Origin of the sequence: Streptomyces sp. NPDC001714 (assembly GCF_042892755.1) — a bacterium.
In the GTDB taxonomy this organism is placed as follows: domain Bacteria; phylum Actinomycetota; class Actinomycetes; order Streptomycetales; family Streptomycetaceae; genus Streptomyces.
Map to the genome: position 1 here is coordinate 428,375 of NZ_JBIAUL010000002.1, position 15,488 is coordinate 443,862.

Genomic DNA, 15,488 nt, shown 5'->3' on the forward strand with positions numbered 1-15,488 from the left:
CTATTCTCTCCTGGCTGACGGGATCCTCTCAAGGGGTGGGGGCGAGAGATGAGCGAACGGGCCGCGCTGGTCTTCGAGGACCGCGGGTACAGCCGTGCCGAGCTGACGGCCCTGGCGGACGGGCTGGCGGGGGCACTGGCCCGGCGGGGTGTGCGGGCGGGCGAGCGGGTGGCGCTCATGTCCTCCAACCGGCCGGAGTTCGTGATCGCCGTGCAGGCCGTCTGGCGGCTCGGCGCGGCGGTCGTCCTGCTCAGCCCGGCCTGGAAGCGGGGCGAGGTCGAACACGCCCTGGAGATCACCGGACCCGCCCACGCGGTCGGGGACCACCCGGTGCTCGCCGGACTGATGCCGATGCTGCACCTGGACGAGCCGATCGAGCCGGGACGCGGCGTGGAGCCGTCCGTGGACCAGGACGCCGACGCGGTCCTGGTGTTCAGCTCGGGCACCACCGGCATGCCCAAGGCGGTCCGGCACACGCACGCCTCGTTCGCCGCCGCCGTCCGGCACTGGCGGGACGCCCTCGGTCTCACCTCGCTCGACCGCATCCAGGTCGCCACCCCGCCCTCGCACATCCTGGGCCTGCTCAACATCGTCACGGCCCTGGAGGCCGGGGCCTGGCTGCGCCTGCACCGCCGCTTCGACCTGGACCGGCTGCTGCACCACATCGAACTCGACCGCATCACCGTGGAGATGGCCGTCGCCCCGATCGCGCTCGCCATCGCCTCCCACCCGAAGCTGGAGTCGTACGACCTGTCCTCGCTGCGCTACATCATGTGGGGCGCCACCCCGGTGACCCCGAGCATCGCCGAGACGGTGACCCGGCGGACCGGGGTGGGCTGGGTGCCCGCGTACGGGGCGAGTGAACTGCCCGTCATCGCCTGCAACCCGCTCGACGGGGCACGCCTGGACTCGGCCGGCCGTCCCGTGCCGGGCGTGCGCGTGCGCGTGGTCTCGCTGGAGACGGGAGAGCCCGTCGGGCCGGGCGAGACCGGGGAGATCGAGGTGCGCGCGGAGTCCCTGATGGCCGGGTACCTGCCGGCCGAGGCGACGGCGGACGCCCTGCACGACGGCTGGTACCGCACCGGCGACGTCGGCAGCGTCGACGCGGGCGGGTGGGTGCGCCTCACCGACCGCTCCAAGGAGATGATCAAGGTGCGGGCGTTCCAGGTCGCCCCCGCCGAGGTCGAGGCCGTGCTGCACGGCCATCCGGCGGTCGCCGACTGTGCCGTGTTCGGCGTCCCGGACGGCGCGGACGGGGAGGCGGTCGTCGCGGCGGTCCTGCGGGCCGCGCCGGTCGAGGCCGCCGAACTCGTCGAACTGGTCGGCGGCAGGCTGGCCTCCTACAAACGACCGAGCCGTGTCGAGTTCGTGACCGAGATCCCGCGCCTGCCCTCGGGAAAGGTCCTGCGGCGAGTCCTCAAGGAACAGGTACTCAAGGAGCGCGATGGACGTACGGCTGACAGCTGAGCAACGCCAGCTCCGGGACGCGGCCGCCAAGCTGGCCGACGACCTCGGACCCGGCTCGGTCCTCGACCTGGACGACGCGGACCGGGTCGCCCGCCTGGAGAAGGCGGTCGAGGCCACCGGCTGGCGGGCGCTGCGCTCGGACGGCGCCTCCGGTGTCGAGGTGGCCCTCGTCGTGGCGGAGTTCGGGCGGAGACTGGTCGACGTACCGCTTCTAGGGCCCGTGCTCGCCGACGACCTGGCCGACGGGATCTCGTCGGCGACCGTGGCCGTCGACGGCCGGGCTCGGGACGCACGGGGCAGGCGACGGGCGCTGTCCGTGGAGGGCGACCGGGTGCTGGCCACCGAGATCGGCACGCCGGTCCCCGGCGCCGACCTCACCCGCCACGTCGCCGAACTGCGCGGCGCACCCGAGCAGATCGGCGTCCTGACCGGCGAAGCCGTCGTCCGCTGGCGGGCGTTGGCCGTGGTCGCCACCGCCGCCGACCTCGTCGGCACGGCCCGCGGCGCGCTCACCCTCGCCCGCGACCACGCCAGGATCCGCGAGCAGTACGGCCGGACGATCGGCTCCTACCAGGCGGTGGCCCACCTCCTCGCCGAAGCGCTGGCCCTCATCGAGGGCTCGGTCAGCGTCCTGCGCCACGCCGCCTGGGCCGTCGACGAACTGCCGCCCGCCGAGGCGATCCGGGCCGCCCGTATCGCCAAGCTCTACTGCGCCCGCGCCGCCCGCACCGTCTGCGAGACGGCCGTCCAGGTGCACGGCGGCATCGGCAACACCTGGGAGTGCCTCGCCCATGTCCACCTGCGCCGCGCGCTGACGTCCACCGACCTGTTCCCCGTACGCCTGGAGGAGATCGACCGTGGACTTTCGTGACTCGCCCGAGGAGGCCGCCTTCCGCGACCGTCTGCGTGGCTGGCTGACCGAGCGCGCCGGCAGGTGCCCCACCGCTGGCGACGCGTACTGGGCCCGCCAGGGCGAATGGCACCGCGCCCTGCACGCGGCCGGCTTCTTCGGCCTGTCCTGGCCCGCGAAGTACGGCGGCCACGACCTGCCGCCCGTCTACGACGTCATCCTCGACGAGGAACTCGCCCGCGCCGGCGCCCCCGCCCGCCCCGGCCTCGGCTACCTCGTCCAGGGCCTCGGCCGGCACGGCAGCGAGGAACTGCGTGAACGCTTCCTGCCCGGCATGATCGACGGCACCGAACGCTGGTGCCAGGGCTTCAGCGAACCCGGCGCCGGCTCCGACCTCGCCTCCCTCACCACCACCGCCATCCGCGACGGCGACACCTACGTCGTCCACGGCCACAAGATCTGGACCAGTTACTCCGACGTCGCCGACTGGTGCCTGCTCCTCGCCCGCACCGACCCGGCCGCACCCCGCCACCGGGGCATCTCCGCGTTCATCGTCGCCATGGACCAACCCGGCGTCGAACAGCGGCCGTTGAAGATGATGAGCGGAGTCACCAAGGAGTTCGGCCAGGTCCTCCTCGACGGCGCCACCGTGCCCGCGGACCAGATGGTCGGCGCGCCCGGCGAGGGCTGGGCGCTCGCCATGACGGTCGTCGGACACGAACGCGAACCCTCGACCCTGGGCTTCACCGCCCGCTACGGCAAGCTCGTCCGCGAGCTCGTGGACCGCACGGCCGGCGACACCCTGCCGCCCGACGTCGCCTGGGCGGTCGTCGAGACGGAGATGCTGCGCCTGCACGTGCGCCGGCGCCTGTCCGAACAGCTCGACGGCGTCTCCCACGGGCCGGAGGGCTCCCTGGACAAGCTCCTCATGACCTGGACGGAGCAGACGGTGGGCCACGCAGCCCTGGCCGTCGGCGGCGCCGGCGACCCGGACCTCCTGCACGCCTACCTCTACAGCCGCGCGCAGAGCGTCATGGGCGGCACCTCGCAGATCCAGAAGAACATCATCGCCGCACGGATCCTCGGACTGGGAGCCTGACATGACGGACGGTCGGAACAGGTACGGCATGCCGGAGGAGATCGACGTCCGCGCGGACGGCCCGCTGCGGATCGTCACCCTCAACCGGCCCGACGCCCTCAACGCCGTCAACGACCCGCTGCACACGGGCCTGGCCCGGCTGTGGCCCCGGCTGGCCGACGACCGGCAGGCCAGGGCCGCCGTCATCACCGGGGCGGGAGAGGCGTTCTCCGCGGGCGGCGACTTCGCCTACCTCGACGAGATCAGGCAGGATCCCGAACTGCGCGCGAAGACCATCGCCCACGGCCGGGACCTGGTCCTCGGCATGGTCCGCTGCCGCGTCCCGGTCGTCGCCGCCGTCAACGGGCCTGCCGTGGGGCTCGGTTGCAGCCTGGTGGCGCTCAGCGACATCGTCTACATGGCCGAGGGCGCCTACCTCGCCGACCCGCACGTCCAGGTCGGCCTGGTCGCGGCCGACGGCGGCCCGCTCACCTGGCCGCTGCACACCAGCCTGTTGCTCGCCAAGGAGTACGCCCTCACCGGCGCCCGCATTCCGGCCGAGAAGGCCGTCGCCCTCGGGCTGGCCAACCACGTGGTGGCCGACCCGCTCGCGGAGGCCACGGCCTGCGCGAAACGCATCGCGGGACTGCCGAGGCAGGCGGCGGAGAGCACCAAACGCGTCCTCAACATGCATCTGGAGCGTGCGGTGCTCGCCACCCTCGACTACGCCACGACCGCCGAGGAACAGTCCTTCCAGACGGACGACTTCCGTGACACCCTCGCCCGCCTCACCTCCCGGGAGCGGTGACCCGTCCGCCGGTGCGGGGCGCGTCCGTGCGATGCGGGGCGCGCCCGTGCGGGGCGGGAAGCCGGCTCCGCCGGCCGTCACTTGGGCGGGAAGCGCAGCGCCCCGTCCAGGCGGATCACCTCGCCGTTGAGATAGTCGTTCTCGCAGATGTGCTGGACGAGAGCGGCGTACTCGGCGGAGCGGCCCATCCGGCGGGGGTGCGGGATCTGCGGCCCCCAGTAGGCCTCCAGTTGGTCGCCGGACCTCCCGTAGGCGGGCGTCAGGAACGTGCCCGGAGCTATCGTCATGACCCGGATGCCGAGCGGGGACAGGTCGCGCGCGGCCACCAGGGTCATGGCGGCGACCCCGCCCTTCGCGGCGGCGTACGGAAGCTGGCCGATCTGGCCCTCGTACGCCGCTATGGACGCGGTGGTCACGACGACACCCCGGCCGCCGTCCTCGTTCGCCGGCTCCTGGCGGGCCATCGCGGCGGCGGCCAGCCGCAGGACGTTGAAGACGCCGGTCAGATAGATGTCGAGGGTCCGCCGGAACCCGGCGAGGTCCATCGGTTCGCCGTCCCGGCCGACCAGCCGCCCGCCGCTCGCCGGACCGCCGTGCACGTCCACCGCGATCCGCAGCGGGCCGAGCGCCTCCGCCGCCCCGATCGCGGTGCGGACCTCGCCCTCGTCGGTGGCGTCCGTCCGCACGTACCGGATGCCCAGCTCCTCCTCCAGGGCCTTGCCCTTCTCGTCGGCGAGATCGGCGACGACCACGGACGCTCCCGCCGCGCGCAGCCGGCGGACCGTGGCCTCGCCCAGGCCCCCCGTCCCACCCACCACGAGCGCGGATGTGCCCCGAACCTGCATCGCGACTCCCCTCCCGGGATATGTAGTTCTAGTATGGCGAGAGTAGCATTCTCGCAAAGTGATGTGATCCCTGCCCGCCCCGCCGAGTTGGAGACCGTCCATGCCCGAGGCAGTCATCGTGTCCGCTCTGCGCACCCCCGTCGGCACCGCCCGCAAGGGGAGCCTGCGCGACACCACCGCCTTCGACCTGGCCCACCACATCGTCCAGGCCGCCGCGGCCGGGCTCGACCCGGACCGCGTCGACGACGTGATCCTCGGCGAGGGCCTCTACGGCGGCGGTGTCCTCGCCCGCCACGCCGCGCTGACCGCCGGCCTCACCGGCATCCCGGGCGCGGCCGTCAACCGGCACTGCGCCGCCGGCCTGGCAGCCGTCGCCGACGCCGCCGCGAGCATCCGCGCCGGAATGGACGAGCTGGTGATCGCGGGCGGCGTCAACTCGGCCTCGACGGCGCCGAAGTCCGCCTTCCGCGTCGACGGCGAATGGGTCGAGCCCTGGATGCCGCCCACCCATCCGAACCGGCCGGACGCCCCCAACAACGACATGTCGATCACCATCGGCTGGAACGTCGCCCAGCGGGCCGGCGTCAGCCGCGCGGAGATGGACGCGTGGGCGCTGCGCTCGCACCAGAACGCCGTGCGCGCCATCGACGAGGGCCGTTTCGACGCGGAGCTGGTGCCCTTCGACACCCCGTACGGGCTGTTCTCGGTCGACGAACACCCGCGCCGCGACACGTCGTTGGAGAAGCTCGCCGCGCTCAAGCCGCTGCACCCCGAGATCGAGGGCTTCAGCATCACCGCCGGCAACGCCTGCGGCGGCAACGACGGCGCGGCCGCACTGGTGGTCGCGAGCGACCGGACGGCGGCCGCCGAGGGCCTGCCCGCGCTGGCCACCGTACGGTCCTGGGCGTCCGTCGGCGTGGACCCGGCGGAAACCGGGCTCTCACCCGTCAAGGCCATTCCCAAGGCGCTCTCCCGCGCCGGCCTCACCACCGCCGACGTCGACCTCTACGAGATCAACGAGGCCTTCGCCTCGGTGACCGTGGCCGCCGTCCGCCGACTCGACCTCGACCCCGAGCTGGTCAACGTCAACGGCAGCGGCTGCTCCCTCGGTCACCCCGTCGCCGCCACCGGCGCCCGCATGCTGGTCACGCTCGTGCACGAACTGCGGCGCCGCGGCGGCGGTATCGGCGTCGCGGCGATGTGCGCCGGCGGCGGGATGGGCTCGGCGATGGTCGTGGAGGTGCCGGCACCGTAGCGCACGGCGCGGCGCCGCGGGTCCGGCGTGCTCACCCCAGCGCCGCCGTGACCTGCGGCAGATCGAGCGTCGTACGGATCCCGGGAGCCGCCGCGCACACGAACGGCACGGCGTTGACCGCCCGGTGCGCCGTGTACGACGGGGACACCTCGGCCATCCGGCCGAGCGGCACCGGCAGCCTGACGCCGACGTCCAGCGGGGTGTCGCCCTCGACCGTGAGATGCCAGCCGGTGTCCTGCAGATCCCAGGCCGGGGCGAGGTCCCTCGTGCAGTACCAGGTGGCACGGAAGCGCAGCAGCGGACGGCCCGCGCGCAGCCCGGTCACCGTGAGCCGCTGGGCCGCGACCGTGCCCGCGGCCAACTCGCCCGCCGCGATGCGGACATGGCCGCGCGCGGTGGCCAGCTCGCCGGTCGGCTCGAGGGAGTCGAGCGGCAGCCGCAGGGCGTCCGCGACCAGCCGCAGCGACGGGCCGAAACTGGTGCGCGCGTGCGACAGGCGCCCCTCGTCGAACGCCGCCGGTGCGCTGCCGAAGCCCATCACGCCGAACAGCAGCTCGGGGGACGGCCGCCGGGACAGGTCGGCGTACTCGTCGATGGTGAGGAGATCCAGGCGGCGTGCGAGGGACGTCAGCACGAGCGGCACCGCCTCGGTGATGAACCCCGGGCTGCTGCCCGTGCTGTGGATCGAGGTGCCGCCCCGGGCGCAGGCCTCCGCCACCCGCTCGCGGACGACGGGATCCATGCTGCCGGGGTGGTGGAACTCGCCGCGCGTGGTCACCACGTTGGCGCCCGACGCCAGCAGCCGGCACACCTCGTCGACATCGCACCGCAGCGGCATGTAGAGCACGCAGTCCGCGCCCAGGGCCAGGACGTCCTCGACGTCGTGGGTGGCCCTGACGCCGGTCGGGCCGCTCCCGCACAACTCGCCCGCGTCGCGGCCCGCTTTGGCCGGCGTATGGACGTACACGCCGGCCAGGGCCAGGTCCGGGTGCTCGACGACGGCGCGCAGCGAGCGGGCGCCGATCGTGCCGGTGGCCCACTGGACCACCCGGTACGGCGTCATGGCGCCTCCTTCGTGAAGCGCAGCAGGGCCTCCTGGGCGTAGGACGCGACGAGGGTGCCGTCCGCGGTGAGGACGTCGCCCCGGCCGAAGCAGCGGCCGTGCGCCAGGAGGGGGCTGTGCTGCCGCAGCAGCAGCCACCCGTCCGCACCGAACGGGCGGTGGAACCAGACGGTGTGCGAGGTGACCGCGGAGGTGAACGCCGTTCCGGAGTCGTGCTGGGTGACTCCGGGCACAGGGCGCAGGGCGGTGCCGATGAGCGTGAGGTCGGTGGCGTAGGCGGTGAGTGCCGGGGCCAGGTCCGCCTCGGTGGCCGGGGTGCGCATCCACACGTCGAACTCGGGCGGCTCGGGTGCGGCGCTGTCCAGGTCGGCGGTGGTGCGGGTCTCCCAGGGGATGGGGTGGAGGTCCGTGCGGTGTTCGGGCCCGGGCAGGGCGGGCGCGGCCGGGACCGCCTGCCTGGCGGGGCCGTCCTCGGCGACGTGCAGGGACACCGACGCGGTGGCCACCACGCCCTTCGGCTGCCGGGCGACGATCGTCAGCGCGGCGAAGGAGCCCCCGTCGTGATGGCGCCGCACCTCGTAGCGGACGGGTTCCTCCGGGCGGCCCGCCCGCGCGAACAGGGCGTGCAGGGACTTCACGTTCTTGTCCGGGCAGCTGAGCTGTGCCGCCCGGACGAACTGGGCCAGCAGCTGCCCGCCGAACAGGCGGTGGTAGCCGAGTCGTTGGCTGCCCGCCTCGTAGACGGGACCGGTCTCCTCGGCGTGTCCCCGGAGGTCGAGGCAGTGCAGGAGATCGTCCCAGAGTTCGCTCACGGCAAGTGGCATGCCAGCGAGGGTAATGGAAATATTCAGATGTGAGAATGGCGCTCTCGTACATGGGTGTTCCCGGGCCGGCCGCCGGTGCGGTGGCCGGCCCGGCTCGGACTAGTCGTCGCCCGTGATCCCGTTCGCGCAGTAATCCCAGATCTCGTCCGCGGTCAGCGGATGCGCCGCGTCCTGGCCGCTGGACTGGGCGTTGAACATGACGGTCTGCATGGTCAGCGCCGCCACCCGCTTGGCCTTGAAGCCCGAGCGCAGCAGGTTCGCGTCCTCCAGGTCCTGCATCAGCTCGGTGAACAGCGCGAGCAGCGGAGCGTTCGCGACCCGCATCTCGGCCGGATGCGATATTAGAAGGCGAAGCGCGAAGTCGGTGAACAGCGGCTGCTGCTGGGTGGCCGGGTCGGGGCGGGAGCTGTTGAACAGCTCCTGGACGACCACCCTGAGTCGGTCCAGTGGGTCGGACTGATCGGCGGCGAGGGTCCGCAGCTGTTCCGCGGACTTGCTCATCGCGTCCTCGAACAGCGCGAGCAGCAGCTCGTGCTTGCCGTCGAAGTGCTGGTAGAAGCTCCGCAGTGACTGTTTGGAGCGGTCGACGACCTCCTGCACGGTGAAGTCGGTCGTGCCCTTCTCCGCCATGATCGCCTGGGCCGCGTCGAGGAACCGCTCCACCCTCTGTTCGGCCCGGCGTTTCGCCGCCTGGGTGGAGCGCTCCACGGCGCGCTGCTTCCAGGCCGGTTCCTCGGTCGGGGTGCTCACGGGCTGATCCGCCTTCTGTGCCATGCGAGAACATTACTGCACTGCATCGGGAAGCAGTCGGTGTCGAGTCTGGACAGCGCCGGAGATGTGGAGGAGACTGCTGATTGCTTATTCAGAGAATTACATTCTCATCAAAGGGGTCGTTCGTGACATGGGGCGTGCGGGCCGACCACGAGGTCAGGCAGGTGAGGGCGGTGCCGGAGGGGGCGCTCGTCGGGGCCCTGCTCACCGGAGCCGTACTGATGGGGGTGGCACCGGCCGGGGCCTTCGTGCTCGGAGGCCCCGATGCTGTTTGAGTTCGACGCCGAGCAGCGGCTGTGGCAGGACACCGTGCACAAGGCCGTCCTCAGGGAGTGCCCGCCGGCGCTGGTGCGCGCGGTGGCCGACGACGGCGCCGACCCGGCACCACTGTGGCGCGGCTACGTGGACCTCGGCTGGACCGAGCTGACCGACCCGGCCGACGCGGTCGAGCTGGCGATCGTCCTGGAGGAGCTGGGCCGGGCCACCGACCCCACGCCCTACCTGGCGACGCTGACCCAGTTCGCCCCGCTCGCACCGGAGTTCGCCGACCCCGCCCGGTCCGGCACGGCCGTCCACGCGGGCGTCACGGCGACCCCGGCCGACGGCGGCTGGATCCTGGAGGGCACCGCCCGGCACGTACTCGACGGCGACCGGGCCGACCGCCTCGCCGTGGTCACCGACGCGGGCGTCTTCGTCGTTCCCGCCACCGCGGTGAGCGCCGTACGCACCCCGGTCCTCGACCCCGTCCTGCACCTCGCCGAGGTCACCTTCGCGCAGGTCCGGGTCGGCGCGGGCGACCGTGGCGGCGCGGACCCGGCGAGCGCCCGCCACCTCGCGCTCACCGGCATGGCCCTGACCATGGTGGGCGCCTGCCGCCGGGCCCTCGACCTGGTCCTTGGCCACGTCCGCACCCGCCGCCAGTTCGACGCGCCCATCGGCTCCTTCCAGGCCGTCCAGCACAAGGCGGCCGACATGCACGTGGCCGTCGAACGGGCCCGCGCCCTGGCCTACTTCGCCGCCCTGACCATCGCCGAGGACGACCCGCGACGCCCGCTCGCGGCCGCCATGGCCAAGGCGGCGGCCGGCGAGTGCCAGGCCCTGGTGTTCCGCAACGCCGTGCAGCTGTTCGGCGCGATGGGGCACACCTGGGAGAACGACCTGCAGTTCGCGATCAAGCGGGCCAAGGCGGGCGAGTTGATGCTGGGCGGGGCCGCCGGGCACCGGGCGTCCATAGCCGACCAGTGGGTCGCCCAGGGAGTGTCATGAGACTGTCCTTCGACGAAGACGTCGAGGCCTTCCGCGCCGAGTTCGCGGCGTTCCTGGAGGCCAACCTGCCCGCCGAGGCCGCGGCCGCCGAGCGGTCCCGCTCCACCGCGCACCTGCCCGAGTGGGCCAGGCGCTGGCAGCGCCTCCAGTTCGACGAGGGCTGGCTGCTGCCCGGCAACCCGCCCGAGTTCGGCGGCCGGAACGCCACGGTCATCCAGCAGTACGTGCACCGCGAGGAGCTGTCCCGGCGCCGCATCTGCCACAGCTTCAACCCGCAGGGCGTCGGCATCATCGCCGCCTCCCTGCTCTCCTTCGGCACCGAGGAGCAGAAGCGCCGCTGGGCCGTGCCCATCCTGCGCGCCGAGATCACCGCCGCCCTCGGCATGAGCGAGCCCGGCGCGGGATCCGACCTCGCCTCCCTGCGCACCCGGGCCGAACCCGACGGCGACCACTTTACCGTCAACGGCCAGAAGGTCTGGACGTCCGGCGCCCACGACGCAGACGTGCTCCTCGCCTTCGTCCGCACCGACCCGGACGCCCCCAAGCACAAGGGCATCAGCGTCCTGCTCATCCCCACCGACACCCCCGGCGTGACCCGCCGCCCCTTCGCCTCCTACACCAGCCCCGACGACAAGGACTTCAACGAGGTCTTCTTCGAGAACGTCCGGGTCCCCGCCGAGAACCTCGTCGGCGCCCTCAACCAGGGCTGGCGGGTCGCGAACGGCTCCCTGGGGCACGAGCGGACCCTGATGTGGCTGGGCGAGGCCGAGCGCCTGGAGGCCGTCGTACGCGACTTCCGGCCCGTCGGCGACCTGCAGAAGGACTGGTACGCCACCCTGCTCATGGATCTCCAGGCGCTACGGCTGCTCGGTTCGGCCGCGCTCGCCCGCGCGGCCCGCGGCGAGCAGGACGTACCCGCGCTGTCCGTGCTGAAGGTGTTCGGGTCGGAGGCGGCCCAGCACGCCCTGGAACACGTCCTGGAGGCGTCCGGCCCGGAGGGCCTGGCCCATCCGGCGCGGACGGCGCCGTACTTCCACATGAGCTTCGACGACGACTCCGCCAGCTGGTTCAACCGCTTCGCCCGCAGCTTCGGCGGCACCATCGCCGGCGGCACGTCCGAGATCCAGCGCACGATCATCGCCGAGCGGGTGCTCGGTCTGCCCCGACGCTGAGGAGACGCCCGTGCACATCCTGTACGAGGTGAAGGACGCCATCGCCACTCTCACCCTCAACCGGCCGGAGGTCGCCAACGCCCAGAACGCCGCTCTTCTCGACGAACTCGACGCCGCCTGGACACGGGCCGCCGAGGACGCGGAGGTGAAGGTGATCGTGGTGCGTGCCGAGGGGAAGCACTTCTCCGCCGGGCACGACCTCAAGGACCGCTGGCCCGGCCCCGACGAGATCACCCTGGAGTGGATCTACCGCGCCGAGAACCGCCGGTACCTGGAGTACACGCTGCGCTGGCGCAATGTGCCGAAGCCGTCGATCGCCGCCGTGCAGGGCCGCTGCATCGCCGGCGGGCTGATGCTGTGCTGGCCCTGCGACCTGATCGTGGCCGCCGAGGACGCCCTGTTCTCCGACCCGGTCGTCACCATGGGCATCGGCGGGGTCGAATACCACGGTCACACCTGGGAGCTGGGCCCCCGCAAGGCCAAGGAGATCCTGTTCACCGGCCGACCGCTGACTGCCGAGGAGGCCGAGAAGGCGGGCATGGTCAACCGGGTCGTCCCGCGCGCCGAGTTGGACACGGCCACCCGGGAACTCGCCGAACGCATCGCCGCGATGCCCGCCTTCGGGCTGCGCCAGGCCAAGCGCGCGGTCAACCAGACCCTGGACGTGCAGGGCTTCTACGCCGCACTCCAGTCCGTCTTCGACATCCACCAGACCGGACACGGCAACGCGCTGAGCGTCAGCGGCTATCCGATCCTGGCGAAACTGGACGAGATGAAGGAGAAGCTCCGTCAGTGACGTTCGGCCAGGCTCCGGGTGCCGAGCACCGGGATCAGCTCCGGCTTCTCCGCCGCCTCGGAACCGGGCTCGGCCGAGTACACGAGGATGCGCAGGTCCTGCTCCGCGCCCCGGAGCCGGTCGCAGTCCCGCGTGAGCAGCGCCACTTGCGGGGCGCTCCCGGAGACGCGGATCAACTCCGTCGTACCCGGCTCCGCCAAGACGGACCTGCCGGCGGCTATTTCAGCGTCAACGGACGGCTGCCCTGGTGAGACACGGCCGACCGAGGCCTGCGCCCCGGGTGGGTCACAGCTGAACCAGCCGGGGCGCGGTGCCCTTCGCCCGCACCAGCGCCCCGGCCTCGCGCGTCAGCTCCCGCGCGCTGCCGAGGAGCCCGTCCAGGACGAGGGCCCGGCGGACGTGCCGGTGCAACGGGTGCTCGGCGGTGAAACCGATCCCGCCCAGCACCTGCTGGCAGTGCCGGGCCGCGGTCAGCGCCGCCTGCCCGGCCGCCGCCTTGGCGAGCAGCGACCCCAGGTCGTCCCCGGCCGCCGCGAGGGCGGCCTCGGCGCCCTCCAGGGCCACCAGGGTCTCCGCGAGCCGGTGCCGTACCGCCTGGAAGGCGGCGAGCGGACGGCCGAACTGGACCCGGTCCAGCGCATGCGTCCGGGCGAGCCCCAGCATGGCGTGGCCGCTGCCGAGCAGCCACCAGCCGACCGCCCGCCGTCCCGCCGCGAGCGGTACGGACGCTCCGGTGGACCCCGGCCGCAGCAGCAGCTCCGGGCCCGGCCCCGGACCGTCGGCCGGCACCGGTCGCAGCGGCAGGTCCTCGTCCAGTGTCCGGCCCATGGCCTCCGCACCCCGCTCCCACACCACCCATGAGCCGCCGGTGTACGGCAGCCGGGCGGTGCCGCCGCCCGGCCGCCCGGCGGCCGTGAGGACCACGTCGTTCAGCACCGGGGCATGCGCACCCGTCTCGCCCAGCAGCCGGAACACCGTCGGTATCGCCACCTGAGGGAACTCGGCCAGCAGTTCGGCCCAGCCCAGTTCGGCCAGAGCGGCGTCGAGGGCGGCGCCGGAGGCCGTGCTCGTCATCGTCTTGCGCAGGGTCTGCGCGAGCAGTTCCACCTCGGCGTGGTCCACGGTCACTCCCTCCCCAGGTCCAGGAGCCGGCGGGCGATGATGTTGCGCTGGATCTCGGCGGTGCCGCCGTAGATGGTGGCCGCCTTCGCGTAGAGGTACTCCGACCGCCAGGGCGTCCCGGTCAGCTCCAGAACCCCCGGCAGCAAGTCCCTTACCGTCTCCAGGAGTTGCTGCTCGGCGGTGGCCAGCAGCACCTTGTCGACCGAGGTTTCCGGTCCGAGCCGGACCCCGTCCGCGAGCCGGCGCTGCGTCGCGTGGGAGCGGCAGCGGACGGTGTGCAGGGCGAGGTAGGCGGCGCCGAGGGCCGCGTCGTCCGGGACCTCGGTCTCGGCGAGCAGACGGTCGAGACGGGTGTAGAGGTGGGCGACGCGGTGCCAGAAGCAGGTGGAGCGCTCGTGCGGGAGCAGGTCCATCGCCAGGCGCCAGCCGTCGCCGGGGCGGCCCAGCATCCGGTCGGCGGGCACGGGCACGTCGTCGAAGAAGACCTCGGCGAACTCGTCGACGCCGTGCATCGTGCGCAGCGGACGCACGGTGATGCCGGGGGTGTCCATGTCGACGAAGAACGCGGTGATGCCCTCGTGGCCGGGGGCGGTGCGGGTGAGCAGGACACAGCGGGCCGCGTACTGGGCGAGGCTCGTCCACACCTTCTGGCCGTTGACCACCCAGGTGCCGTCGTCCCGCGGTGCCGCCCGGGTGGTGAGGGACGCCAGGTCGCTGCCCGAGCCCGGCTCGGAGAAGCCCTGGCACCACTGCTCCCGGCCGCTCAGCAGCAACGGGACCATGTCCGCGGCCAGTTCGGGACGGGCGTAGTCGACGAGGGTCGGGGCGAGGACCTCGACCATCGAGTAGATGCCGGGCTCTGCCAGGCCCCGGGTCGCCACCTCCTCGCCGAGCACCGCCCTGAGCACCGCGGGCCCGCCGAGGCCGCCCACCTCCCGCGGCCAGCCGTACCGCATCCAGCCCGCGTCGAACAGGGCCCGGCGCACCCGTGCCAGCTGGGCGACCTGGGCGTCGAAGGAGTGGTCGGGGCCGGGGGACAGGTCGTTGCCGTCCAGCCAGGCCCGCAGGGCCGTGCGGAAGTCCGCCGCCGTGGTGAAGGCGCTCATCCGGCCGGGCGCTGATACGCGTGCGGGCGCCCCGAGTCGTGGGCGCCGCTGCGGCGGATGAAGGTCATCGCCCGGGTGCGCAGCCGCCAGCCGTCGGCGGTGCGCAGGTAGGTGTCGTTGTAGTAGCCGATGCGCAGGTCGTGGGTGGAGTGGTCGACGAAGCACAGCGGCTGGGTGCCCGTCGCCGTGTCGCCCGACAGCTCCACGGCGGGCGTACCGGTGAGGAACAGCCCCTTGGGGGCGGCCGCGACCAGCGCCGGGAACTCCGCGAGGGGGTAGGTGTCGCCGAACGCGCTGTAGGTGCCGTCCGGCGTGAAGACCGCGATCAGCCCGTCGATGTCGCCGCGGGTGATGGTCACCGCGTAACGGGCGAGGAGCTGCTGGATCTCCACGAGGTCGTCCGTGGGGTCAGTGGTCACGGGCCCGCCTCCTTTCCGCACGCTCGCGCGCGTCGTGTTCGGGACGGATGCCGAAGGTGTTGAAGGCCATCGCCATGAGGGTGTAGGTCCCCACGGTGAACACCAGGTCCATCAGCTGGTGTTCGTCGAGGTGCTCGGCGAGGGCGGCCCAGGTGCGGTCCGAGACGTCGGAGCCCTCTTCCAGCTCGTCCACGGCGTCAAGAACCGCGCTCTCCAGGGGGTCGGCCGCCTTGCCCTGTCCGGCCGCCTCGACCTCTGCCTCGGTCAGGCCGGCCTGCTGGGCGGCGTAGAAGTGGTGCGTCCACTCGTACGCGCAGTCTCGGCGCCTGGCGATCCGCAGGATGACCAGCTCACGCAGCCGGGCCGGCAGGGTCGAGCCGACCAGGAGGTAGGTGCTGTAGGGGAGGAAGGCCGCGGTGAGGTCCGGGTGCCGTACGAGCGTGGACATCGCGTTGCCCGCCGCCGCGGCGTTGCGCATGCCCCGGGGAAGCAGGGCGGAGAGCACCTCGCGAATGCGGTCGTCCCACTGGTCGTCCGGCAGCGGAGGCAGACGAGGCGGCATGCGGGCTCCCTCGGGGGCAGGATGCATTAACTTGCGATCACGCGTCGCGAGAATGCTGTTCTCAATTCTGAGTTTCAGATTTCC

At 72.8% G+C, this 15,488-nt stretch carries 18 protein-coding genes; 9 read left to right on the top strand and 9 right to left on the bottom strand.

What is annotated here, in order from left to right:
• Positions 1 to 48 precede the first annotated feature (48 nt).
• From ACFY0P_RS06485 to ACFY0P_RS06500, 4 genes are read left to right on the top strand one after another with little or no spacing between them, the layout of a single operon-like run.
• Positions 49 to 1,467 carry a class I adenylate-forming enzyme family protein gene (locus tag ACFY0P_RS06485; protein WP_388908000.1) on the top strand — a complete coding sequence of 473 codons (1,419 nt, stop codon included), beginning with the start codon at positions 49 to 51 and terminating at the stop codon, positions 1,465 to 1,467.
• Positions 1,445 to 2,338, top strand: coding sequence for an acyl-CoA dehydrogenase family protein (locus ACFY0P_RS06490; RefSeq protein ID WP_388908002.1), 894 nt, complete (start codon positions 1,445 to 1,447; stop codon positions 2,336 to 2,338). The genes ACFY0P_RS06485 and ACFY0P_RS06490 overlap by 23 nt, the downstream gene beginning before the upstream one ends.
• Positions 2,325 to 3,416, top strand: a complete 1,092-nt coding sequence (locus ACFY0P_RS06495) for an acyl-CoA dehydrogenase family protein (protein WP_388908004.1) — start codon at positions 2,325 to 2,327, stop codon at positions 3,414 to 3,416. The genes ACFY0P_RS06490 and ACFY0P_RS06495 overlap by 14 nt, the downstream gene beginning before the upstream one ends.
• 1 nt (position 3,417) lies before the next feature.
• Positions 3,418 to 4,203 (top strand): enoyl-CoA hydratase/isomerase family protein, encoded by a 786-nt coding sequence (locus ACFY0P_RS06500; protein WP_388908006.1) that lies wholly within the window; start codon positions 3,418 to 3,420, stop codon positions 4,201 to 4,203.
• 77 nt (positions 4,204 to 4,280) lie between these two features.
• On the opposite strand, the gene ACFY0P_RS06505 is transcribed toward ACFY0P_RS06500, so the two are convergent.
• Complete coding sequence (locus tag ACFY0P_RS06505) at positions 4,281 to 5,048, bottom strand: SDR family NAD(P)-dependent oxidoreductase (RefSeq protein WP_388908008.1); 768 nt, start codon at positions 5,046 to 5,048, stop codon at positions 4,281 to 4,283.
• 100 nt (positions 5,049 to 5,148) lie between these two features.
• Between ACFY0P_RS06505 and ACFY0P_RS06510 the strand changes: the two genes are divergently transcribed.
• On the top strand, positions 5,149 to 6,303 hold the full coding sequence (locus ACFY0P_RS06510; RefSeq protein ID WP_388908010.1) for a thiolase family protein: 1,155 nt from the start codon (positions 5,149 to 5,151) through the stop codon (positions 6,301 to 6,303).
• Positions 6,304 to 6,334: 31 nt separating this feature from the next.
• Here the strand turns inward: ACFY0P_RS06510 and ACFY0P_RS06515 are convergent, their stop codons facing one another.
• From ACFY0P_RS06515 to ACFY0P_RS06525, 3 genes are all read right to left on the bottom strand, one after another.
• Positions 6,335 to 7,366 carry a dihydrodipicolinate reductase gene (locus tag ACFY0P_RS06515; protein WP_388908012.1) on the bottom strand — a complete coding sequence of 344 codons (1,032 nt, stop codon included), beginning with the start codon at positions 7,364 to 7,366 and terminating at the stop codon, positions 6,335 to 6,337.
• Complete coding sequence (locus ACFY0P_RS06520; RefSeq protein WP_388908014.1) at positions 7,363 to 8,190, bottom strand: acyl-CoA thioesterase; 828 nt, start codon at positions 8,188 to 8,190, stop codon at positions 7,363 to 7,365. The genes ACFY0P_RS06515 and ACFY0P_RS06520 overlap by 4 nt, the downstream gene beginning before the upstream one ends.
• Before the next feature lie 99 nt (positions 8,191 to 8,289).
• Positions 8,290 to 8,964, bottom strand: a complete 675-nt coding sequence (locus ACFY0P_RS06525; RefSeq protein ID WP_388908016.1) for a TetR/AcrR family transcriptional regulator — start codon at positions 8,962 to 8,964, stop codon at positions 8,290 to 8,292.
• 122 nt (positions 8,965 to 9,086) lie between these two features.
• Here ACFY0P_RS06525 and ACFY0P_RS06530 point away from each other — a divergent pair, with 122 nt between their 5' ends.
• Genes ACFY0P_RS06530 through ACFY0P_RS06545 form a run of 4 tightly spaced genes read left to right on the top strand, consistent with a single transcriptional unit; the run spans position 9,087 to position 12,195 of the window.
• The gene (locus ACFY0P_RS06530) at positions 9,087 to 9,236 is read left to right on the top strand and encodes a hypothetical protein (protein ID WP_388908018.1); all 150 of its coding nucleotides are present in this window, start codon (positions 9,087 to 9,089) and stop codon (positions 9,234 to 9,236) included.
• Positions 9,226 to 10,227 (top strand): acyl-CoA dehydrogenase family protein, encoded by a 1,002-nt coding sequence (locus ACFY0P_RS06535; protein WP_388908019.1) that lies wholly within the window; start codon positions 9,226 to 9,228, stop codon positions 10,225 to 10,227. Before ACFY0P_RS06530 ends, ACFY0P_RS06535 begins: the two co-directional genes overlap by 11 nt.
• On the top strand, positions 10,224 to 11,399 hold the full coding sequence (locus ACFY0P_RS06540; protein ID WP_388908021.1) for an acyl-CoA dehydrogenase family protein: 1,176 nt from the start codon (positions 10,224 to 10,226) through the stop codon (positions 11,397 to 11,399). The genes ACFY0P_RS06535 and ACFY0P_RS06540 overlap by 4 nt, the downstream gene beginning before the upstream one ends.
• Positions 11,400 to 11,409: 10 nt before the next feature.
• A complete protein-coding gene (locus ACFY0P_RS06545) occupies positions 11,410 to 12,195 on the top strand; it encodes an enoyl-CoA hydratase (protein ID WP_388908023.1) in 786 nt (261 codons plus the stop codon).
• Here ACFY0P_RS06545 and ACFY0P_RS06550 read toward each other — a convergent pair.
• From ACFY0P_RS06550 to ACFY0P_RS06570, 5 genes are all read right to left on the bottom strand, one after another.
• Positions 12,189 to 12,341: a hypothetical protein gene (locus tag ACFY0P_RS06550; RefSeq protein WP_388908025.1), complete on the bottom strand. Its 153-nt coding sequence runs from the start codon at positions 12,339 to 12,341 to the stop codon at positions 12,189 to 12,191. The two genes, ACFY0P_RS06545 and ACFY0P_RS06550, sit on opposite strands and share 7 nt — an antisense overlap.
• Positions 12,342 to 12,480: 139 nt before the next feature.
• On the bottom strand, positions 12,481 to 13,317 hold the full coding sequence (locus ACFY0P_RS06555) for an acyl-CoA dehydrogenase family protein (protein WP_388908027.1): 837 nt from the start codon (positions 13,315 to 13,317) through the stop codon (positions 12,481 to 12,483).
• Positions 13,318 to 13,319: 2 nt separating this feature from the next.
• On the bottom strand, positions 13,320 to 14,423 hold the full coding sequence (locus tag ACFY0P_RS06560; protein ID WP_388908029.1) for an acyl-CoA dehydrogenase family protein: 1,104 nt from the start codon (positions 14,421 to 14,423) through the stop codon (positions 13,320 to 13,322).
• Positions 14,420 to 14,842, bottom strand: coding sequence for a nuclear transport factor 2 family protein (locus tag ACFY0P_RS06565; RefSeq protein ID WP_388908031.1), 423 nt, complete (start codon positions 14,840 to 14,842; stop codon positions 14,420 to 14,422). The genes ACFY0P_RS06560 and ACFY0P_RS06565 overlap by 4 nt, the downstream gene beginning before the upstream one ends.
• The gene (locus tag ACFY0P_RS06570) at positions 14,832 to 15,404 is read right to left on the bottom strand and encodes a carboxymuconolactone decarboxylase family protein (protein WP_388908033.1); all 573 of its coding nucleotides are present in this window, start codon (positions 15,402 to 15,404) and stop codon (positions 14,832 to 14,834) included. Before ACFY0P_RS06570 ends, ACFY0P_RS06565 begins: the two co-directional genes overlap by 11 nt.
• Between the last annotated feature and the right edge of the window lie 84 nt (positions 15,405 to 15,488).